The sequence below is a fragment of the Aerosakkonema funiforme FACHB-1375 genome, assembly GCF_014696265.1.
Classification (GTDB): Bacteria; Cyanobacteriota; Cyanobacteriia; order Cyanobacteriales; family Aerosakkonemataceae; genus Aerosakkonema; species Aerosakkonema funiforme_A.
On record NZ_JACJPW010000013.1, the window covers coordinates 88906 to 112349 of the forward strand.

Below are 23444 nucleotides of genomic sequence, written 5' to 3' on the forward strand. Positions count from 1 at the left end.
TTTGCAGGAAGTCCGATCGCAAGGTGCAGAATGAAAGCAGACCCGAACTTAGCTTATGATTACCAAGTTGGCGGTAGCTTGCCCCTGGATGCACCTACCTACGTCACCAGACAGGCGGACTTCGATTTCTACAAACACATGATGGCGGGAGAGTTCTGCTACGTCCTCAACTCGCGACAGATGGGCAAATCTAGCTTGCGGGTGCAGATGGTGCGACGCCTTGCAGCAAATGGTGTTGTTTGTGCTGTAGTTGACCTGACAGCGATCGGCAGTCAGAATATCTCTCCCGATCAGTGGTACGCAGGCATTACCTACACCTTGGCAAATAGTTTCAACCTTTTAGATAAAGTCGATCTTGGCGCTTGGTGGTGCGATCGCGAATTTCTCTCTCCCGTTCAACGCTTGAGCGAATTTATCTGCGAAATACTCCTAAAAGAAATTCCTCAAAAAATTGCCATCTTTGTCGATGAAATAGACAGCGTTCTCAGTCTCAATTTCAAAGTAGATGATTTTTTTGCTTTAATTCGTTCCTGTCTTGAAAAGCGTAACTATCATCCCGAATACAAACGCCTGACATGGGCGCTCTTAGGAGTAGCGACTCCTTCAGAATTAATTCAAGATAGAAGTCGCACGCCTTTTAATATCGGTCAAGCGATTCGTCTGACTGGCTTTCAACTGCACGAATGCTTTGCTTTAGCCGCCGGATTAGACCCGAAAGCCGACAATCCCAAGGCAGTGCTTAAAGAAATTTTAGATTGGACGGGTGGCAAACCTTTCCTCACTCAAAAGCTTTGTAAAATGGCGATCTCCTCTTTAAATTTTATTCGTGAAGGTGAGGAAGCAGAGGCGATCGAAAATCTGGTGAAAAGCTGTATAATCGAAAATTGGGAAGCCCAAGACGAACCAGAGCATTTGCGGACGATACGCGATCGCCTCTTGGGGCGCGACCCCAACAGCAGTAAACTTTTAGCTTTATACCAGCGAATTTTGCTCGCAGGGGAAATTCCAGCTAATGACACTCCCGAAGAAATGGATTTGCGCCTGAGTGGTTTGGTAGTCAAACAGCAAGGCAAGTTAAGGGTTTATAATAACATTTACAAGTTAATTTTTAACTCTGGTTGGGTTCAACAAAAATTAGCCGAACGACGACCTTACAAAGCAGATTTTGAAGCTTGGTTAGTTTCAGGTCGTTTAGATGAATCGCGATTGTTGCGAGGAGAAAAATTACAGGCAGCTTTAGCGTGGGCAGCAGATAAAACATTAACTTCTCAGGACTATGATTTTTTGAATGCCAGCCAGAAAAATATCTTATTCACAATTAAACAAAATAATTATTCTAGATATGATGAGAATCGCTCTACAAACAACGATGCTCAATTTTTATACGATCACTTTCTCTACTTAGTACAAAAAGAGTCACCGACGAAGTTAATTGAGCGTTTTCGCAAGTTGTTTATCGACGGGATGGGTTATCCCGATCCGGAAATTGAAGCGGCTCTATACAGAATTATTGCTTTTTTAGGTAACGAACAAGAATTTATCAATTTGCTCAACCGTTGCTGCCATATCCTCATCAATCGTTGGCAGTTGCACTCGCACAAACAAAGTGCGATCGCTGACTTAGTGGCTTTGTTTAAAAATTCTTCTTCCCGTTTTATTTACTTAGCATCTCGTTCTCACTTAGTCAAGCGCTTGCAAGAGTTGCTATTACATTTCACTGCCAGTGAAGAGTATCAAACTCTACAACGTTTGGCACAAGTTGTAGAGCCTACTCTGCCTCTAAATATGGCAGAAGTCAATACTTCTTTAGGTCAATTAATTTGCCGATATCCTTATTTGTATACTCATTATTTGCTACCTGAAAATAACTCTTACGAACACAGACAAACAATTCGAGAAATCCAACGTCAAAAGCAGCGCGAATATGAGTTAAATTTTGCCCAATATATGCCTTATTTGATTGGGCGAAGGCAAATTAATTATTCTGCATCATCAATACAAGAAACAGAAATTTCTCTCGCCAATCCCACTTTACTAAGCGATGGAGAATTGTATTCGGCTATTAATGAATTTGTCGGCAAAGTCGAAGAATCTTACACATACCGAGACTTGGCAACTGTTTTCCTAACTCGTGTAGCGAGGGCGAAATCTTACCGAGCATTTAAAGCCGATCTATACGAATACCTGATTGCTTCTATCGAGACGAAATACGGCAAGCACCAATTTAACGATCGCTTGTACAAGCAATTAAAAAATACATTTCCCGAAAACGATAACCAAAAATTAGATGAATTCTTATTGATGCGGACTTGCAGCCAACTATTCAACTTTTTGGTAGAAAGTCCCCAACACTCCAATTATTATCTTTTTATTGACATGATTTCTAATATGGGCACCCTCCGCACAATCGGTTTGTTGCTCAAAATCGTCTTACTTTCCAGCAAAGTTAAGCCGCATCTAGAAAAGCGCTTTTCGCTTTTGTTTAATTACTATGAATCTAAAACTGTAAATGAAATATTGTGGCTGGTCAAATCTCTGGAAAATTTAAATGTAGCCTTGGTAACCAATTTTGGTGGATTGGATTTGTCTTTTATAGAACGCAATCTTATTTAACTCGATTTGCGATCGCCTTCGCAACCTCTGTAGAGAATGTCGAGAGGTTGCGTACAACATCTGTACATTATAGACAAGGAGATGTCCAATTAATCTATCTACCAAAAGAAGGAGCTAATGTCATAATTCCCGCCAGAGAAACTCCTTCTAGAGAGCGGTTTAAATGATGAGCCAGATCGGGTACGAATAGGATATTAAATCTCATGGAGTTTGTATTCAATGAAACTGAATTTTGTGACAAAACGGCTATCAACTGTAGGACGGTGGATGGCTACGGCTCTGTTTTGCGTATCGGCGATCGCCTTCTTTTGGGTAGGAGCATTCTTCTCGAACAGCCCAGCAATGGCTGCACCTCTTACAAACGCGATCGCATCAGCAGATGTGGGCAGTCAGGCTCAAGGAAAAGCCAGTGAAGACGCTGGACGAACCAAAAATTTTGTCCGAGATGCGGCAGAGCAAGTTAAGAAAACGGCAAATAAAAATGCCAGTCGCGTTGAGCAAGCAACCGGCAGCGATGGTAATTTCATCGAGCGCAAAGCTAAGAGAGATGCAGATCGAATTGAGAAACGCGCAAATGAAGACTCCGCTCGCACTCAAGAAGCAATAGACAACACGAAGAATGCTTTGGAAAGTGCTATTGATGGCATCAAAGATGCTTTTGGCAAGTAAAAAATAGTTACTAATTTGAAATATCGATGTACGTTGAAATATGTTCAATGTACATCGGTTGGCTTATTTTAGTATCAAAAAAACAGCACAAAATGCTTACCTAAAATTTAAAATCGATGGATGGGAATTTCAATTACAAATTCTGTCCCCTTGCCCAGTTCGGAATTACAATTTAACTGGCCACCATGTTTTTCGACTACAATCTGGTAGGAAATAAACAACCCCAAACCCGTACCCGAACCTACGGGTTTAGTGGTAAAAAAAGGCTCGAATATTTTAGAGAGGATTGGTTGATTCATGCCGATACCGTTATCTGCGATCGCTATAGCTATGCGTTCTGAATTAATCTGATAAGTCCGAATCGAAATTGTTGGCTGTTGACTGTATCCTTTCTTATATCCTTCCACCAAAGCATCAATAGAATTATTGAGCAGATTCATAAACACTTGGTTTAATTCGCCTGGGTAACAATTGATTAAAGGCAACTGCCCGTACTCTTTATTAACTTCAATTTCGAGAATTTTTCCTTGTCCTTCTTCCTTGGTGCAAGTCGGAGAATGCAGACGATGCTGTAAAAGCAGCAGCGTACTATCGATACCGGAATGAATGTCTACTTGTTTGGCGGCGCTTTCATCGAGGCGAGAAAAATTCCTGAGCGATCGCACTATTTCGCTGATGCGTAATGCCCCCAGACTCATGGAAGTGAGAATTTTTGGCAAATCTTCTCTGATAAAGTCTAACTCTATTTCTTCGGTAATTTTTTTTACTTTCGCTGTTGGATTTGGGTATTCTTCCTGATATATCTGAATCAAATCTAGCAGATTTTGAATGTAATTACAAGTATATTCAACGTTGCCGTAAATGAAATTAATCGGGTTGTTAATCTCATGGGCAATTCCCGCTACCATCTGCCCCAAACCAGACATTTTTTCACTTTGAATTAGTTGAGCTTGAGTTTGTTGTAGCGAGTGCAAAGTCAGATGTAATTGATGGGCTTGCTCTCTTAACTGCGTTTCCGATTGACGCAAAGCTTCTTCTGCTAATTTGCGATCGGTGATATCCTGTATAGCGCCAAACAGCTTAATCGTTTTACCTTCATAGTTTTTAATAGCCTGTCCTTTGCCCACCACATATTTGATACAATCAGGACGGACGATCCGAAATTCTATTTCATAGGATTTTCCTTTATGAATAGCTGACTCTATTGCAGTATTTAAAAGTTTCCAGTCATCTGGATGAATCAACTGTTGGTGTTCTGAAAAAGTAGGTTCTAGTTGCTCTGGATGACGCCCGAAAATGCGAAATACTTCATCAGACCAAGTAATTTTATCTGCGTTCAAATCAAATTCCCAGTTACCTAAATGTGCCAATCTTTCAGCCTCAGCCAGACGAGCTTCTTTCGCTTTTAATTGCCGCGTGCGCTCTTCTACCCGCTGTTCCAGTTTATGGGAATAATCTTCTAATTGCCGATTGGCTGTGGCTAAATTTTCGTAAAGTATTGCATTTTCTAATGAAATAGCAGCTTGAGTAGAAATTATGTTTAATATCTTCAACCTGTCTAAAGTAAAAGCACCGACAATCAGATCGTTTTCTAAGTAAAGAATAGCGATAAATTTGCCTTGATTAAAAATAGGCTGGCATAAGATAGATTTAGTTTTGTGCCTTACAATATAAGAATCGCTGGTAAATCTTCCTTGCGTGCTAGCATCGCTTAAAACTACATTTGATTTGGTTCTCAACACATAGTTTATTACTGTTAATGGCAAATTTTGGTTAGATTCCAATGGCATAGATTGCCGTACAACAACTTCTTCTGTATCTACGGATGCAACAGCTTCGATCGCTATTTTTTTACCTTTAGGCAAAAGTAAGAATCCTTTTCTAGCGCCGGCATTCTCTATTGAAATTTTGATTAAAGAAGCCAGTAGTTTATCTAACTGGATTTCTCCCGATATTGCTTGCGTTGCTTTTACCACTGTAGCCAAATCCAGCATTGAATCTGTGGAATTATTAACAGTAGTTGCAGTCGATACTGTCGAAAATTGGTTGCTGGATTGCATCAAGTTTAAATTGGGAGCTTCTGTGCGGTAAATTAGATCTGGATATCTTGATTCCAAATCTTTAAGTTTTGCCACCGCACCCCAGCGCATATAGGCATAGTAAGCATCAGTCATGTAAGTTTTAGCAATTTTTTGCCTACCAAGTCCCAAATGAAACTCTGCGGCTAGTTCGCAAGCTAAAGCTTCTTCTTGCACATATCCTTGTTTGATAGCGCCGTGGATTGCTCTTTCATACAAATCCATTGCTTTTTCATTTTGCCCCAAAGCTTTGGCTTTCTCTGCTTCTACTAGATCGTATTTATGCTGAAAGTTACAGGGAGCAAAAGATGCCCAATTTTCTAACATTTTTTGGTTTTCTTCCATAATTTCCAGTTGGGTATTTGTTTGCGGGTATTGTGCTAAGATAGCCAGAGATTGGTAAAAATTGAGTTCGGAAACGTAGTGGGTGCCACCAACAGAGGAGATGTGCTGTTTTGCTAATGCGGCATTAGTAACGGCTCCGTCATATTGTTTAAATAAATACAAAATAATTGTTTTAGCTATGTAGAGAATGGCTAGCAAGCTATCATTATGAGTTGCTTGTAAATATAGCAAAGTTTCTTCTTCATTTAAAGCATCCCCAATCAAAATATAGTTATCGATCGCGCCTCCTCTTAGGTTTAATACAAATTGTTTCCATATTTTTAGTGCGATCGAGGTACTATTTTGTTTAAAACTGCTCACTAATTCAATGTATTTAGAGCATCTTTCTTCGACTAATTCTAAATTTAAACCACCAAACAAAGAAAAGGTACAATAGTGAAGGGTAGAGTAGCAGGTATAATCTATATCTCCAGTTTCTAGACCGCTTTGAATTCCTTCAAGTAGAGGCTCTAGCATTTCGAGAAATGGTTCTTTCCAGTGCCTTACCATTGTATTAAATAATAAATAAACTTTAGATTTTAGCTCTTTAGCATTAAATCGATCCAACAGTTTTACGCTTAGTTGCCCAAATTGGTATCCATCGTTAAAATTAAACAATACTGCACTCATAAGTTTGGCATATTCTGCATATACCAGTGGAGCTAAAGGAGAGTTGCCATATTCAATACATAGCTCTACCATTTTAAAAATAACTAATAAATAAAGATGGGGAGATGTCACATTAACTGGAATAGCGATCGCACATAAAATTCGGACTGCCGCCATTTTATCTAGATCTGTCATTAACGGGAGATTTTGTAAATCTTGAATATGCTTAATTTTTCGGTTTAATCGCTCGTAAAGAATGTCTGGTAAGTTTTTTTCAGTTTTTAGTTGATTGTCCAGAGTAACTCCTAGCATTGCTAAAACTTCCAAGCCTGTGTCTCTAGCTTGGAGCATTTTATTTTGATAATAATACAACTCAATTAATTTGTAGTAAATTTTAACTTTATCGAGCAAACTTTTGGCTTGCAATAAAACTATTTTGGCTAAGTTTTCCGCTTCTTCAAAGTGGGTGTTAAGGTATTGCGCTTCTATGGCTGACTCATAAATTGTCAAGCTCAAGTCGTAGCAATTTTCCCAACAATCGGCAGCTAAAAGTTCCAAAGCAACATTCAAGTACCTAAGTGCGGCTTCGTAAGCAGTTGCGGCTTTAGCTTTTTCAGCAGCGACATAATTAAGATGAGCTAGTTCGCATTTTTCTGATTCTTCGGTAATTAAATCGACTCCGAAATTAAGTTGATTTACCAGTGCGAAAATATTTTCTTTTTGTTGTTCTGGCGTAGTATGTTTTAGTAAGAGTTGACCGATCTGGAAATGAGTAGATTTTTTTTCTGTTTCTGGAATTAGAGAATAAGCTGCTTGCTGGACGCGATCGTGCAAAAATTTATAGGGTATGTGCAAAGAATTACCAGCATTGAAAACGATATCATCAAGTTGTTCGTTATCCGATATTTCAGGCACGAAAAACAATGGTATTTTGTAAGCATCATTTAACGGCAAAATTAACCCTGCTTGCAGTGCTGACCAAAGTAGTGCTGAGGTAATTAAAGGAGATTCTTCATTGACGATCGCCAGCACATCTAAACTAAAGCGATTGCCGAGACAAGCAGCCAATTTTGATACTTTTTGGCTACTTTCTGGCAGTTTTTCAATCTGGCTGGTGATTAACTCAATCACCGTTTTATCAGTAATCCCAATTGCTTGAATTTCTTCAATATCCCACTCCCACTGCCGCTTATTAAAGTTATAGACAATCAGCTTTTCTTGATAAAGATTTTTGAGTAATTGAATTAAAAAGAAGGGATTACCTTGAGTTTTACTGTACAAAAGCTCGGCTAAAATTGTGACTCTTTGTCTAGAATCTGTTTTGGCAAAAGTATCGGCAATTAATTGCTTGTAATCATCGATTTTCAGTGGTTTTAGGGTAATTGTCGTTAAATAATCGCTAGTTTCTCGAATTTTATCTAATGTATCGATTAAGGGATGAGTGGCGCTTACTTCGCTATCTCGGTAAGCACCGATCAGCAGCAAGTATTGAGTATCGGGATCGGTCATCAGCAGGTAAATTAAATTGAGCGATGCAGAATCTACCCACTGTAAATCGTCCAAAAAAATAACTAAAGGATGGGATTTTTGGGTAAAAACATAAATGAATTGCTTGAACACGCGATGAAATCGATTTTGCGATTCGGTTAACCCCAATTCCGGTACTTCTGGCTGTTCGCCAATAATTAATTCCAGTTCGGGAATAACTGCGGTGACAATCCTGCCTTGCTCTCCTAATGCAGCGAGAATGTTTTGTTTCCAATTTTCTATTTCTGATTGACTTTCTGTTAAGAGCAACCGGATGAGTTCGGTAAAAGCTTCAATTAAAGCAGCATAAGGAATATTGCGCTTGAATTGATCGTATTTACCAGAGATAAAATAGCCGCGCTGTCTCACAATAGCTTTGTGGATTTCATTGACTAAAGCAGATTTGCCGATTCCGGAATAACCTGTTACCAGTATGATTTCTGCATTGCCGTTGGAAATGGGATTGTCCTCCGGACACGCTACGCGAACGAAAGATGCTAAAAGTTGCTCAACTTCCGCCTGCCGACCGTACAGTTTTTGGGGGATAAGTAATTGGCTGGATAAGTCTTCTCTACCGATGGTGAAATATTCAATTTTCCCTGTCTTTTCTAGCCGATCCAAACAATTTTCTAAGTCTACTTTCAGACCTTCTGCGCTTTGGTAGCGGTCTTCGGCGGTTTTTGCCATCAATTTCATTACAATGTCAGAAACGACTTGAGGTATGCGGCTATTTATCTCTACTGGCGGTACTGGTTGAACTGCAATATGGCAGTGAATTAATTCGAGAGCGTCAGTGGTTTTAAATGGTAGTTCTCCTGTGAGCATTTCATAAAAAGTGGCACCTAAAGAATAAAAATCGCTGCGATAATCAATGCTACGATTCATCCGACCGGTTTGTTCCGGTGGCATATAAGCAAGAGTGCCGGAGAGTTGATTGGGATGGCTGTTATTTTGGGTTTCTTTTGATAGGCTGCTAGCAATGCCAAAATCGTTGAGCTTTACTTGCTTTGTTGGCAAATTTATCAGAATATTGTGCGGTTTAATGTCTTTGTGAACGATCTGATTTTTATGCAGTTCGGCTAGCGTTGATGCTAATTTAATCCCGATTTCTAAAATTTCTTTGATATGAAGCGATCGCAAATAAATTATCTCCCGAATTGAGACGCCTTGGAAATATTCGAGAACCAATACAAATTTATTGCCAAATTCTTTTATTTCTAGAGCTTTAACAATACCTTTGATGTTTAAATCTTTGGTGATTTTATACTCTTGTCTTAAGCGGGTAACTTGTTCTATCCTGGGATGTTCGCTCGCGAGCATCTTGAGAATTACAGGCTGTCCGTCTGACTCTCGCAGTGCTTGATAAACGATCGTGTGTATACCTTGATAAATTTTTGATATGACTTGATAACCAGGAATATAAAGCATAGTTTAGTACCGATTTTGGTGTAGGCAAAAGCTTCAAATCTTTGTTCATCAGTTTGAATTTGACAGCGTACTTGAGCAGATGCGAAACGGAGACGGTGAGCTATGCGATCGCCATTTTAAAGAAGATTGAAAACTTCTTAATTTGCCTTATTTTTATGTTGGGCGATAAATTGTCTAATTTTACCTAAAAATAGATAAAATTATGTTGGCTAAGAAACTTTATCTGGCTTGTTTATAAGCAAAAGAAGATAGAACATTTTCAGCAGCAAATTCGGGATTTCCGATCGAATCGATCGAACTGATATTTTGATTTGCTAAATTTAGCACCTGATTTACCTCTTCTGGCTTGAGATAGGCAACGCGGAATAGCATTTTTTGCGCTCTTTGGCTGATGATATGCCACTCTCTACTAGCAAAGTTTAAATAGTCTTCTAGGTGGGCAATTTTTGACGGCTCGTATGCGCGAATTATTTCTTGTTTAAATCTCCTAATACCAGTAACGATCGATGACCATTCTAGACTGAGGGACTTGTGAGATTCTAGTATGTAATTTGTGGTTTCGCACAATGAATCAAAATCCTCTGCTAGACTGTTTGCTGAGGCAATATCTGTGTATATCCCTGTATTTTGTTGGGAATTTGTCCGCAGTTTCTTACCATAATCTACGAGAGAGCTACCGATATGAATTAATGCTCCCGATCCGGCAATAATTACCGATATCCCACTCAGGATAATTGAGATTGCCGTCGTGTTTGAGGAAAGAGCGCTAAGACACTCAAATCCAATTACCCCCGCACCGCTAATAATCAACAATGATGCTGCGAGAACGCCAGTAATCTTTTTCTGTATTTCTTGTTGAAGAGCTTTGCTTGTATCGGCAAGGTTGTCAACTACTTCGATGGGATTGGTGACCTTTTGGTTTAATCTTTCCAATTCACCAGAAAAATTATCTTTATCACTCTTAATTTTAGCATTAAAATTATGTAATGCTTGCACCATCTTCTGAGCCGTATCTTTTCTTCTTTTTGCTTCCATTTCTAATCGATCTAATAAAGCGATTAGGCGAAAAAAGGCATCGTTTTGTTTGTCAATTTTGGGAGCTATCTCAAGAAATTTTAGATAAAAATCTTGAAATAATTGGGCATAATTATCAATATCTGAGATCCCTGAAATAAGAGAAGGTGTCAGGGAATTTAAAATATGATTGGCGTGCCGATCGCATAATTCTCGATCAAAATTTAAATCGCTAGCAATTGCTTGGCAATCGTGCAAATTCAAGTTTAATTCCGATTGTTGGAGTATCCGTGTGGCGTATGTTTGCATTAATAGCAGAGCGCCGCTTGTTTTTGAGATATCGTCCTTTATGTATCTGGGTACGAGGAGGTTTTTAGCTACTTTTGATGGATTGATTGTTCTCGATAAAGTCATTGCGATTACCCTTTTTCAATTCAATTTAGAGAAGATACGATGTGTCTGATTCTTTTAAAAGTGGCTATAAAGTTAGAGCTGACGCAAGTGTTACAAGACAGAAACAGATTTCTAGGTATGTTGTTGCACTGTCTTCGCTTAAGCTCAACAATAGACCTCTGTGCGATCGCACACTCGTTCCTTCCAGCCAGCGAGTCAATTTTTTTCTCGCTGGCTGCGATTGCTTCAGTGAAAACACTGTATTTAGTTTGCACCACCTAACTGGATTGCACCACTCAACTTTTGCTATTTAAGATCGCAAGTTAAGATCGCAAGTTAGGATTTGCCCGAATTAGTTAACCAAACTACCTCCTGGCTTGGGTTTTGGCTATTTTTAACTTTTTGGGAGCGTGAAAGTTGAGCCCCTTAACTTGCTAAAATTTTGCTTATCTTGGGAAATTGAGTGAAATCGCATGATAGTCTTGCAACACCAACATAAAGAAAAGCGCAAACGCGGTGTAATCCTTACCCTACAAGGATTGCAGAAGTTAGAAGCAGCTAAAGCCGAGTCAGAATTCGAGGACAACAGCGGCAATCGGTATACTTTGGAACAAATGAGCGCTCGCACGCGGTTAGCCATCAATACCGTGATGAAGATCTACGCTCGCGAGGTAGGGGTCGATCGCAGCACCCTGAAAAGGTGCTTCAGCGCTTTTAATCTGGTTCTGGAGTCAAATGATTATTCCTGGGTGTTTCCGCAAGGTGAGGAAGTGGAAGAACCGGAAATCCCACAACCACAAGAAAAAGAAGAAAAAGACATGGAGCCGGAATTACCGGGGGGTCAAGTTCCCCTCAATTCGCCTTTTTATGTGGAGCGCGATTCAATCGAATCTGAGTGTTACAAGGCAGTTTTGCAACCGGGAGCGCTGATTCGCATCCAAGCTCCCCGGCGAATGGGGAAATCTTCCCTGATGGCGCGGATTCTTCAGAAAGCTGCCGAGCAAGGTTATCGGACAATTACGATCGATTTTCAGATAGCGGATAGAGAGATTTTTCAAGATTTGGATAAATTCTTGCGGTGGTTCTGCGCTAACGTCGGTTTGGGTTTGCAACTTCGCAATCAAATCGCGGATTATTGGGATGAGCTTTTTGGCAGTCAGGTTAGTTGCAAGATGTACTTCGAGCAGTATTTGCTACCATCAACAACCAAACCGATAGTGTTAGCTTTGGACGATATCGATCGCTTGTTTGCTTATCCCAACTTAGCGAGCGACTTTTTCGGACTTTTGCGAACTTGGCACGAGGAAGCCAAAAATCGGGAAATTTGGCGAAAACTGCGTTTAGTTGCGGTACACTCCACTCAGATGTATATCTCGCTGACTGCCAATAAATCGCCTTTTAATGTAGGACTGCCGATCGAACTACCCCCATTTAACAGCGAGCAAGTGCAGGATTTGGCCAAACGGCAAGGACTGGATTGGTCAGCCGAAGATGCCAAACAACTGACAGCTTTCGTAAACGGCAATCCCTATTTAGTACGATTAGCGCTTTATCATATCGGGCACGGGGATGTTACTCTAGAGCAAGTTTTGCAAACCTCTGGTATCTCAACGGGAATTTATGGCGATCGCCTACAACGAGAGCTGTGGAACTTACAACAAGAGCCAGATTTACTATCAGCTTTTGTGCGAGTTGTCAACAGCAACACACCTGTGGAGTTGGATTTTGTGGAGGCATTTAAGTTGCAAAGTATGGGATTGGTAAATTTACAAGGCAATCAAGCGACGGTGAGTTGCGAGTTGTACAGGCAGTATTTTGGCGATCGCTTCAGTAACAGTTGATCGGATTTTTCAGGAAGACTGTTGAAAATAAAGCAACGCTAACTTGTCACTCGATTTTAGATTTTGGATTTACGATGAGAGGATTAACCTCTCCTTAGCAATGTTGTCTTTTGTTAAAGAAACTTAAGATACTTTGCCAAAATAATGTAGTTTTTGCTACATTATTTTTATCCGCTGGGTAAAAAATTTAGTTTTATTAAATATGTGTAAAAGGAGAAAAAACCTAGTAATGTAGTTTCAAGTTGTTCCGAAAATAGAGACAAAAAGCCATATCAAGGAGAGCGATATGCCATCCGGCACGCTACAGGAAGGCGAAACTTTAGCTGACATGAACCGCACAATAGAACAAAACCCTGATGATGCTAAGGCTCTGGCTCATCGAGGAGAAAATTATCGGCTGATGGGACATTTTGAAGCTGCGCTAGATGATTTTAATCGATCGATCGACTTGGAGCCTGACTATGCTTGGGCGATCGCACATCGGGGCGAAACTTTTCGGCTGATGAAACGCTGCGAGCAAGCCATAGCTGATTTCAGTCATTCTCTCGCACTTAAGGCCAAACAAGCTTGGACGCTTGCACACCGAGGCGCGAGTTATTACCAATTAAAGCAATACAGAAATGCTTTAGCTGATATTAACCAAGCCATTGAATTGCAGCCTGATTACCCTTGGGCGCTCGTGTACCGGATTAACCTTTATATTAGAATGGAGCGTTATGAAGAAGCATTAGTAGATTTCGATCGAGCGATCGCTCTTGACGATACTATTATTGCCCATTGGCCTGGTGAGCGCGGATTGCTACTCAGTTATATGGGACGATATGCCGAAGTAATTTCTTGTTGCGAACAAGGATTAAAGGATAACTCAAACGACTATATTACTCTGTATACCCTTGCTGTTGTCAAAGCACGCTTCAAGGGTATGGCGGCGACACAAGCAGAGATAGAAACAACGCGAAACGCTTTACAAGCGGTCAAAGATCGATCCAAACGCGCTGGTGTTGTTTACAGATTAGGTGGTTTAGCGGCGCTTGAGGGCGACTGGGATCTGGCATTGAACTGTCTCCAAGAAGCTATCTTGTTAGACGACAATGAGCCTCTTGAATTAGCTCGCCGCGACATAGCTTGGCTTGAGTTACGCGAATATCCGCGTTTTCAATCGTTAATTAATCAGGAGGGTTAACTTGAATAGCTATGGGGAAATCCTCGCCAACTTGAATCAAACTATTGCATATAATCCCAACGACTTTAAAGCGATCGCCCACCGGGGAGACATCTACCGCTTACTTAAACAGTATGAAGAAGCACTAGCTGACTTTAGCCGAGCGGTTGGACAAAATCCCATCTATGTTTGGGCAATTGCCCGCCGAGGGGAAGTATACCGCATGATGAAACGCTATCCCGAAGCCCTAGTTGACTTCGATCGGGCTATTGAATTAAAATCTGACTATGCTTGGGCGATCGCTCATCGAGGCGTAACCTACCGCTTCATGGGGCATCGTTATTACGAAAAAGCTTTAGCGGATTTTAGCCGCTCTATTGAATTAAAGCCAGACTATGCCTGGGCAATTGCTTATCGCGCTCGCATTAATGATATGCTGAGACGGTATGAAGATGCGTTGGTAGATTTCGACACAGCGATCGCACTCGATCGAACTTTATTTAACGATCGGCTTAGCGAGCGCGGGATGTTACTCAGTTATTGTGGGCGATATGCTGAGGCGAGCCATTGTTGCCAGGAAGCATTATTGGAGAACCCAGGCGATAATTTCGCTCTGTACAATATTGCTGTATTCAAAACTCGCTGGCAAGGATTAGTCGAGGCTCAATCAGATATCAATACAGCGCGAAGCGCATTACTAGATCTGGTAAATTCTGAAGCGCGAGGTATAGTTTTGTATCGACTAGGAGGTTTAGCTGCCATTGAAGGCCAGACAGAGCAAGCGTTGAATTATCTTCAAGAAGCCATCTTACTTGAGGATGAAGCGATCGAGTTTGCGCGGCACGACATAGCTTGGCTGGAACTGCGAAACTCGCCGAAGTTTTTTATGTTAATTGCTGAACCAAGCTAAAAGCAGAATTAAACTCAAGTTTGTTAGTAATTTTTTGAACATCCACTTAATATCCAAGGAGACACACAATGGGAAGAAAAGAAGCCATATCCAAAGCCAGAGAAGGAGAAAATCTTCGTCTGATGGCCAGGTACAATCAGGATGAGTATATTGAGGATAACATCAATCAAATACTTAACGATGCAGCACAGTATTTTAAAGAAGCAACTACAGAAGATAGCACCTATGCTTGGGCGTGGGCTCACTGGGGTGTAACTCTCTCTTACTTAGGCGGTATTGAGAAACGCTTAAACCCTAGTAAATCTAACTTTTACAACGAAGCAGACTCAAAGTATGAGAACGCAATTCAATGCAATCCTAATTATGCCTGGGCTTTGGCGCATCGGGGTGAAAACAAGATTTGGTGGGCTATAGACCAAAAAACCAGAGGCATAGATAAGAACGTAAAAATTCTTCTAACGGACGCAGAACAGTATTTGAACCAAGCGATCGAGATCGACGCAAACTATACTTGGGCTTACGTCCGAAGGGGTTTCGTCTACCGCTTTCTTGGGCTGCTCAATGGAGAGGACGGTGGAGGACAAGGCACGCAACAACAGCCATACTACGATCGAGCAATACAGGATTTCAATAGTGCAATTCAGGGCAATGATAAATATGCCTGGGCGAGGGCTTTTCGGGCTGTGGTTCATAGGCAGAAAGCTCGCGCCTTGCAAGACGCTGGGCTTATCGAAGAAGCACGACGAGAATGGGAGCTTACCTACCAAGATGTAGAGACAGCCTTAAAAACTTATGCAAAAGTTTTTAAACGGCCTAAAGTTTTAGACCTTGGCTTTTTGTTTCTTCCTCCGTATGAGAATCCTAGAGAAACCCATAGTTTTGATGAGTCGCCTTCTGGACAGTACGCTCAGCTTGCACTCCATGCTTATGAAGAAGGGTATGAGCGCCTTAACAAAGAGGAAATTGATAGAGTGTTAGCAAATATAGCTAAGGAGTGGGTTAGCGTCGCTCAATAAAATAGTTCACTTTTAGTGTCGTGTTGAAATTCTTCTCAAATAGTCAGGAGACATATCGACTATGAGCAAATTACTCGATTTTTTGACCGATATCGCCATTAATCCTAAACAGCAGATAGCATTTGCTCGGCAGCCTAAAACCGTGGCAGATGCGTTCGGATTATCTGAAATGGACAAGGCGTTGATTGAGAGCAAGAGCAGTGCAAAAATAGCGGCTTTCTTTGCCGATAAACTTACTCCATTGGCAGAAATTTGCAACGATCCTAACCCAGAAGACCCTTTTCCCGATCCCGACCCCGAACCAGAACCAGAACCTTCAAAACAAGATTAACTTAAGATGAATGTTGACATCCTTTCCAGGCTACCGAATCACCGAAAAACTCTATGAGAGTGCCAACTCCTTTGTTTATCGTGGATATCGGATAGAAGATTCGCAACCGATCGTACTCAAAATTCTCAAACCAACCTGTCCTCCACCGGAAAGAATAGCTTGGTTTAAGCGAGAGTATGAGACGACACAATCCTTCACTCAAAAAGGAGTGGTAAAAGCTTATGGCTTAGAAAACCACTTGTATCAGTGGATAATGGTGTTGGAAGACTTTGGCGGTGAATCTCTCAGTTGTGTAATCCAGAACAAACCGTTTGCTCTCGCTGAATTTCTCCCACTTGCCATTCAGGTTGTTGAAATTTTAGGTCAGGTACATCAGCAGCACGTTATCCACAAAGATATTAACCCATCGAATATTGTTTGGAATCAGACCATTAGGCAAGTCAAACTAATTGACTTTGGCATCTCTACAACGCTTTCACGCGAAAACTCAACTTTTCGCAATCCAAATTTTTTGGAGGGGACGCTAGCCTATATCTCGCCCGAACAGACTGGACGAATGAATCGGGCGATCGATTATCGAACTGATTTTTATTCGCTGGGTGTGACATTCTACGAGTTACTAACTGGTCAATTACCTTTTCCTTCACAAGATGCACTGGAATTGGTGCATTGTCATCTTGCTAGGCAACCAGCGCTACTGCACGAACACAAACCAGATATTCCGCCAGTCCTGTCGGAAATAGTGCTGAAGTTGATGTCGAAAAACGCTGAAGATCGTTACCAATCAGCGTATGGACTGAAAGCAGATTTAGAGGAATGTCTGCGACAGTGGCAGGCTAAAGAACAGATCGATCCCTTCCCACTCGGTCAGCAAGATATTTCTGACAAGTTTCAAATTCCGCAAAAGCTGTATGGACGAGAACGGGAAATCGACACATTGCTAGCTGCTTTCGATCGCGTTAGCCAGGGAACTAGCGAAATGATGCTGGTGTCCGGGTATTCCGGTATTGGCAAGTCAGCTTTGGTGCAAGAAGTTTATAAGCCAATTACTCGCCAGCGCGGTTACTTTATCTCCGGTAAATTTAACCAATTTCAACGCAATATTCCCTACTCCTCACTCATCCAAGCATTTCGCTCACTGGTGCTACAACTGCTAATGGAAAGTGAGGCAGCGATCGCCACTTGGAAAGAAAAACTTCTAGCGGCTTTAGGTTCCAACGGAAAGGTAATGATTGAAGTTATTCCTGAAGTGGAACTGATTATTGGTTCGCAACCTGCTGTCCCTGAACTACCACCGAAAGAAGCAAAAAACCGCTTTAACCTAGTTTTCCAAAACTTCATTAAAGTATTTACCCGTCAAGAACATCCACTGGTACTTTTCCTAGACGATTTGCAATGGGCAGATGGGGCTTCATTAAAATTAATGGATCTGTTAATGGCGGCAGCAGATAGTAAATGTCTATTTTTGATTGGAGCTTATCGGGATAACGAAGTTAATGCAGTTCATCCCTTAATGTTAACAATAAATGAAATCGAGAAAGCTAAAGTAACAGTCAATCGTATTTCGCTTTCGCCTTTAGGCTTACCAAACATCACAGAGTTAAGTAACGATATCTTTCACTGCGAACTAGCAACCGCAAAACAATTAGCTGAGTTGGTGCTAATTAAAACTGGTGGTAATCCTTTTTTTATTGGTGAATTTTTGAAATTTTTGTATGCCGAAGCATTAATCATTTTTAATTATGAACGATATTCGTGGCAATGGGATTTAGGACAAATACAAGCCCAACAAATAACTGATAACGTAGTGGAATTGATGGTGGCTAAGGTGCAAAAATTACCACCACAGACACAAGCTGTTTTGAAGCTAGCAGCTTGTATGGGAAACAAATTTGACTTGAAGCAGTTGGCAATTGTTTATGAAAAAGCACCTCAAGAAACAGCAACTGATCTTTGGGCAGCGATCGCAGAAGGCTTAATCTTACCCCTGAACGATGCCTACAAGTTAATAGAAATGGATGTGGCTGGTCTGTCCGAGCAGTTAGTGGTAGAATACAAATTTGCTCATGACCGAATTCAGCAAGCAGCTTATTACCTCATTCCTCAAGCAGATAAACAATCGGTACATCTGCAAGTCGGTCAATTGTTAATAAAGAATACGTCGCCAAGGGAACTTGAAGATAATCTATTTGATATTGTTAATCAATTGAACATCGGTCAGATGCTAATTTATCAACAAACTGAACGGGATGCTTTAGCGAATTTAAACCTACAGGCAGGGAAAAAAGCTAAAGCTTCAGCAGCCTATCAACCAGGATTTAACTATTTGAAATTTGGTCTGGATTTGCTAGAGGAAGGCTGTTGGCAAAGGCAGTACGATCTAACCCTAGAACTCTATGTAGAAGCAGCAGAGGCAGCTTACCTGAGTACCGATTTTGAGGAAATGGAGCGCTTAACGGAGATAGTCCTGAAACAAGCCAAGACGCTGCTAGACAAAGTAAAAGCCTACGAAGTTTCTATCCAAGGGTATTGGGCAGAGAACAAAAACCTGGAAGCTGTTAACACTGCGCTCAAAGTGCTGAAGTTGTTAGGAGTGGTCTTTCCAGCACAGCCAAGCCTGGCGAATATGATGCTTACTTTGGAGGAGACACAGTTAGTTTTAACAGGAAAAGTGCCCTCGGACTTAATTGACCTGCCAACAATGACCGATCCGATCGCACTAGCAGCCATGCAGATTATGACCATTGTATGGAGTCCTGCTTACATAACAGTGAATGAACTGATTCCCCTGATTGCCTGCAAACAAGTTAATCTTTCGGTTACGAAAGGCAACGCACCCGAATCAGCTTTTGCATATGCGAACTATGGATTGATTATCTGTGGTAGTGGACAGATTGATACCGCATATCAACTAGGTCAACTAGCTTTATGTCTGTTAGAACAGTTCAATGCCAAAAAACTTAAAGCCAAAATCTATGTGTTCTGTAACTTTGTAAGACATTTGAAAGAGCATCTCAGGAAAGTGTTGCTATACGAGTTAGAAGCCTATCAAAGCGGACTGGAAAGCGGAGATTTTGAATTTGCTGCCGGTGGTGCAATGGGTTACTGCATGATGTCCTATTTGAGTGGCAGGGAATTGTTAGAACTCGAACGAGAACAGGCAACCTACAATCAAGCTATTGCTCAACTCAAGCAAGAAGCATTTCTTCAGTGGCATCAAATGTTTTGGCAAGTAGTCTTAAACTTGATAGGACGGTCTGAAAATCCGTATTGTTTAAATGGTGAAGTATACGATGAGACGAGAATGCTGCCGCTTCATCTTAAAGCCACAGATAAAACCGCAATGCTTCACTTGTATACTAACAAAGTTACCCTGTGTTATCAGTTCTATGAGTTCCAGCAAGCGCTTGAAAATGCAGTTAAATTGGAAGAATATATAGTTAATGCGTCAACAACCTGCTTTGCTCCGCCAGCCTATTTTTATGATTCGCTAGCTCGGCTAGCAGTTTTTCTTAATGCCTCAGAGACAGAACAAAACCGCATTCTAGAAAAAGTCACTGCCAACCAGGAAAAAATGGAACTATGGGCGCATCATGCCCCAATGAATTACCTACACAAATTCTATCTAGTGGAAGCAGAACGCGATCGCGTATTAGGTAACGATAAAGATGCCAGAGAATATTACGACAAAGCGATCGCCCTAGCCCGCGAAAACGAATATCTCAACGAAGAAGCCCTCGCCTACGAACTAGCAGGAAGATTTTACCTCGCCAGAAATCAAAATCATGTCGCCCGTCACTATTTGCAAGATGCCCACTATGCGTATCAGCGCTGGGGCGCTGTAGCTAAAGTAAAAGATTTGGAAGCGCGATACCCGCAATTTTTAGCCCTCCAGTCGGTTAGTTCAACTCAAAATACCAAAAATCCGATTACCACAACATCTGGAAGAGCGGGCGAAACGTTGGATTTTGCCGCCGTAATGAAAGCATCCCAAGCTATCTCCGGCGAAATCGTTTTAGCACAATTGTTAGATCGGGTGATGAAAGCTGCGATCGAAAACGCAGGCGCAGAAAAAGGTTTTCTCATCTTAGATAAAAGCGGGAATTGGGTAATCGAAGCCCAAGCAGCAGTGGAGAGCGATCGCATTACCATTCTCCAATCCATTCCCGTAGATTCTGTAGACCCTGCAACTCAAATTCCCCTCCTATCAACCGCCATCGTTAACTACGTCGCTCGCAGCCACGAAAACGTAGTATTAAATAACGCCACCGAATCAGGACAATTTACCCGCGACGCTTACATTCTCGCCACTCAAACTAAATCCATCCTCTGCACTCCCCTACTCGATCGCGGCAAACTAGCAGGCATTCTCTACTTAGAAAATAATCTGGCGATCGGCGCATTTACCCCGCAACGAGTCGAAACTTTACAAATCATTGCCGCTCAAGCCGCCATCTCTATTGAAAACGCTCAACTCTACGAACAATTAGAAGATTATAACCGAACTTTGGAACAAAAAGTCGAAGAACGCACCAAAGAATTATCCCACACCCTGGAAATTCTCAAAGCAACTCAAGCCGAATTAGTAATCGAAAATGCCCTGCTCAGAAGTGCCGAAGAACCGCAGGGTTACGATTACCAAGTAGGCGGAAGTTTGCCCATAGATGCACCTACTTATGTCGTGCGATCGGCAGACCGACATTTATACAAAGCCTTAAGACTCGGACAGCTTTGTTACATCCTCAACACCCGACAGATGGGCAAATCCAGCTTGCGCGTCCAAATCATGAAAAAGCTGCAAGCAGAAGGCTTTGCTTGTGTTGCGATCGATATTTCTACAATGAGCAATTCCCAGGTAACTTTAGAGCAGTGGTATGCAGGCTTTGCCTACCTTTTAGTTAGCGGTTTGAATCTGTTAGATAAAGTCAATATCCGGACTTGGTGGCGGGAACGCGAATTATTATCCCCCGTGCAGCGTTTATCAGAATTTCTCAACGAAGTCTTATTAACAAATATTTCTGAAAAAATCATTATTTTCATCGATGAAATCGATAGCGTTCTCGACCTTCAGTTTGACAGCAGTGCATTTTTTGGCATCATCCGCACTTGCTATAACAAACGCGCCGATAGTTCCGACTATCAGCGTTTGAATTTTGTGCTTTTAGGTGTAGCGACTCCTTCCCAATTAATTCAAGATAAAAACCGCACACCTTTTAATGTCGGTCAAGCAATTCAACTCAAAGGTTTCCAAGCGCATGAAGCTCAACCATTACTGCAAGGATTGACCAAACGAGTCACCAATCCCCAAACCCTACTCACAGAAGTAATAAACTGGACGGGAGGACAGCCTTTTCTCACCCAAAAAGTCTGCAAACTGATTTGCAATTCTAACTCTCCCATTCCCACAAACGATGAAGCAGCTTACGTGGAAAACTTGGTGCGATCGCACATTATCGAAAATTGGGAATCCCAAGACCAACCAGAACATTTGCGGACAATACGCGATCGGATTTTGAACGATAAACAGCGTGCTGTTGAACTCCTCCAACTTTACCGCCAAATTTTACACCAAGGACAGATTATCGCCCTTGATAATTCCGCAGAAACAGAATTAGTCATGTCCGGTTTAGCAGTCAAGCGAGACGATTATCTCCAAATCAATAACCGTATTTATAAATTAGTATTTGACGAGCGTTGGGTAGAAAAACAAATCAATCGTCTTTAATAATGCGATCGCAACTTCTTTCCGCTACCGATGCACCCGGATACGATGCAGTTTTGTCTTGCCTAAAAATCCCTTCTTATCTGCGTTCATCTGCGTTTATCTGCTCACATCTGCGGTAAAAATTTAACCCCTCATTCCCACAGATAATCTTTCGTATCAATCTTACCCTACCCATGCAACCGGAGACGATATCACCGGGTTAATCGAAGCCTATTTCGTACTAGGGACGGTTTCAGAACCGCCCCTTCTTTTCTTTCCATTAATATTGAGAAGCACCCTGTTTATTCCCTTGCAGCTATAACGGTCTGTAACCAGTATCGTGACTGCTAAACTCGCGACTGGCACGAGCTGGATCGACCCCTTCATTGCGAACTCGACGACGCAAATCTCCTACATCTGAAGAAGCTTTCACAGCTTCATCACCGCTGATTTTACCCATCAACACCAATTCACAGAGAGCTTGGTTAAGCACCTGCATACCCTCATCAATGCCATTTTCAATTAAATGATAAGCTTCCTCCTCATTGCCCTTCATCAAAAAGTCCTGCATAGCAGGAGTATTGATTAAAATTTCATGAGCTGCCGTGCGACGTCCATCAGTTGTTTGTAGCAATATTTGAGCAACTACCGCTACCAAAGAATCGGCGATTTGAATCCGCATTGATGGCTGTTCGTCTGGATTGTAAATACCCAGCAACCTATTCACAGCATTGAGAGCGTTGCGAGTGTGCAGAGTACCGAAAACCAAATGACCGGTTTGTGCGGCTTTTAAAGCTATATCAACTGTAACGCGATCGCGCATTTCCCCGATCAGAATCGCATCCGGGTCTTCCCGCAAAGCCGCCCGCAGCGCATCGTGGAACTCATGCGTATGCAAACCGACTTCTCTTTGACTGACTAGACACTTGTGCGAAGCATGAACAAATTCGATCGGATCTTCGATCGTAATAATATGCTTTGCCAACGTTTCGTTCATATAACGAATCATTGCCGCCAAACTCGTTGATTTCCCCGAACCCGTTGGCCCCGTAACCAAAATCAGTCCTTGCGGGCGCTGCACAATTTCTTTCAAAATAGGTGGCAACCCCAAACTATCAATCGAAGGAACATCCAACGGAATCAACCGCAGCACCATCGCCCCGCCCAGCAGCGTTTCAAAACAATTCACCCGACAGCGCACAACACCGGGGTAGTAAAGGGCGGTATCCAATTCCTTCGTTTCCGCAAAGCGCTGTCGCTGCGCTGGAGTGACAGTTTCAGATAGATAGTGTTCAAAAAGTTCCGGCGTTACCTTGTCATGATTTCCCAGCGGTACCATCTGACCCCGAATTCGATATCTCGGCACTTCCCCAACTCGAATGTGAATGTCAGACACTTGCTGAGAATGAGCGTGCTTCACCATTCGTTCGATCGAAGGCAAAACATTAGCAGCATTTCGTGCCTGTGCTGGCTGCCCTTGACCCGGCGGTGGAACTGGCGGATTGCTTCCTTGAGCTTGAGTTGTTTGTTTTGTGGTATTTTGCTCTTGGCCCGCTGGAGGCCGATCGGAGCCTTCCAACCGAGTTTTTTGCCTTGTGGCATCCTGGATATTATCTGCCGCTGTCGGCTCGTGCGGTTCTTGAAATCGAGCTCTAGACGTTTTTACACCCTGTATTTGACTGGGTGGTATGGGCGGTTTATCCTTAGAATTCTCTAGAAGGTTTCCAGATGTTGTTGACATTTTTTTTCTCTTCTTTTCCTATGC

At 41.8% G+C, this 23444-nt stretch carries 11 protein-coding genes; 8 read left to right on the plus strand and 3 right to left on the minus strand.

Going from position 1 to position 23444, the window contains the following annotated elements; all coding sequences use genetic code 11:
* Nucleotides 1–30: 30 nt before the first annotated feature.
* Both H6G03_RS07395 and H6G03_RS07400 read left to right on the plus strand, forming a co-directional pair.
* Complete coding sequence (locus H6G03_RS07395; RefSeq protein ID WP_190463599.1) at nt 31–2613, plus strand: AAA-like domain-containing protein; 2583 nt, start codon at nt 31–33, stop codon at nt 2611–2613.
* 219 nt (nt 2614–2832) lie between these two features.
* A complete protein-coding gene (locus H6G03_RS07400) occupies nt 2833–3282 on the plus strand; it encodes a hypothetical protein (protein ID WP_190463601.1) in 450 nt (149 codons plus the stop codon).
* 107 nt (nt 3283–3389) lie between these two features.
* Here H6G03_RS07400 and H6G03_RS07405 read toward each other — a convergent pair whose 3' ends face one another.
* A complete protein-coding gene (locus tag H6G03_RS07405) occupies nt 3390–9308 on the minus strand; it encodes a protein kinase domain-containing protein (protein WP_190463603.1) in 5919 nt (1972 codons plus the stop codon).
* Between the two features lie 219 nt (nt 9309–9527).
* Nucleotides 9528–10736 (minus strand): HBL/NHE enterotoxin family protein, encoded by a 1209-nt coding sequence (locus H6G03_RS07410; protein WP_190463605.1) that lies wholly within the window; start codon nt 10734–10736, stop codon nt 9528–9530.
* Between the two features lie 452 nt (nt 10737–11188).
* Between H6G03_RS07410 and H6G03_RS07415 the strand changes: the two genes are divergently transcribed.
* The 6 genes from H6G03_RS07415 to H6G03_RS07440 all read left to right on the plus strand — a co-directional run bounded on the left by H6G03_RS07415 (nt 11189) and on the right by H6G03_RS07440 (nt 21700).
* Complete coding sequence (locus H6G03_RS07415) at nt 11189–12556, plus strand: AAA-like domain-containing protein (RefSeq protein WP_190463608.1); 1368 nt, start codon at nt 11189–11191, stop codon at nt 12554–12556.
* Between the two features lie 286 nt (nt 12557–12842).
* On the plus strand, nt 12843–13739 hold the full coding sequence (locus H6G03_RS07420; RefSeq protein WP_190463610.1) for a tetratricopeptide repeat protein: 897 nt from the start codon (nt 12843–12845) through the stop codon (nt 13737–13739).
* 1 nt (nt 13740) lies between these two features.
* A complete protein-coding gene (locus H6G03_RS07425) occupies nt 13741–14628 on the plus strand; it encodes a tetratricopeptide repeat protein (protein ID WP_190463613.1) in 888 nt (295 codons plus the stop codon).
* 68 nt (nt 14629–14696) lie between these two features.
* The gene (locus H6G03_RS07430; protein ID WP_190463615.1) at nt 14697–15644 is read left to right on the plus strand and encodes a tetratricopeptide repeat protein; all 948 of its coding nucleotides are present in this window, start codon (nt 14697–14699) and stop codon (nt 15642–15644) included.
* A gap of 61 nt (nt 15645–15705) precedes the next feature.
* Nucleotides 15706–15975, plus strand: a complete 270-nt coding sequence (locus H6G03_RS07435; RefSeq protein WP_190463616.1) for a hypothetical protein — start codon at nt 15706–15708, stop codon at nt 15973–15975.
* Between the two features lie 10 nt (nt 15976–15985).
* Nucleotides 15986–21700: an AAA family ATPase gene (locus H6G03_RS07440; RefSeq protein ID WP_190463618.1), complete on the plus strand. Its 5715-nt coding sequence runs from the start codon at nt 15986–15988 to the stop codon at nt 21698–21700.
* 295 nt (nt 21701–21995) lie between these two features.
* Here H6G03_RS07440 and H6G03_RS07445 read toward each other — a convergent pair whose 3' ends face one another.
* Nucleotides 21996–23420: a PilT/PilU family type 4a pilus ATPase gene (locus H6G03_RS07445; protein WP_190463620.1), complete on the minus strand. Its 1425-nt coding sequence runs from the start codon at nt 23418–23420 to the stop codon at nt 21996–21998.
* Nucleotides 23421–23444: the final 24 nt, after the last annotated feature.

Excerpts from the sequence above, each read along its gene's own strand:
- H6G03_RS07395 (WP_190463599.1), top strand. The coding sequence starts at position 31 with ATGAAAGCAGACCCGAACTTAGCTTATGATTACCAAGTTGGCGGTAGC.
- H6G03_RS07400 (WP_190463601.1), top strand. The coding sequence starts at position 2,833 with ATGAAACTGAATTTTGTGACAAAACGGCTATCAACTGTAGGACGGTGG.
- H6G03_RS07405 (WP_190463603.1), bottom strand. The coding sequence starts at position 9,308 with ATGCTTTATATTCCTGGTTATCAAGTCATATCAAAAATTTATCAAGGT.
- H6G03_RS07410 (WP_190463605.1), bottom strand. The coding sequence starts at position 10,736 with ATGACTTTATCGAGAACAATCAATCCATCAAAAGTAGCTAAAAACCTC.
- H6G03_RS07415 (WP_190463608.1), top strand. The coding sequence starts at position 11,189 with ATGATAGTCTTGCAACACCAACATAAAGAAAAGCGCAAACGCGGTGTA.
- H6G03_RS07420 (WP_190463610.1), top strand. The coding sequence starts at position 12,843 with ATGCCATCCGGCACGCTACAGGAAGGCGAAACTTTAGCTGACATGAAC.
- H6G03_RS07430 (WP_190463615.1), top strand. The coding sequence starts at position 14,697 with ATGGGAAGAAAAGAAGCCATATCCAAAGCCAGAGAAGGAGAAAATCTT.
- H6G03_RS07435 (WP_190463616.1), top strand. The coding sequence starts at position 15,706 with ATGAGCAAATTACTCGATTTTTTGACCGATATCGCCATTAATCCTAAA.
- H6G03_RS07440 (WP_190463618.1), top strand. The coding sequence starts at position 15,986 with ATGTTGACATCCTTTCCAGGCTACCGAATCACCGAAAAACTCTATGAG.
- H6G03_RS07445 (WP_190463620.1), bottom strand. The coding sequence starts at position 23,420 with ATGTCAACAACATCTGGAAACCTTCTAGAGAATTCTAAGGATAAACCG.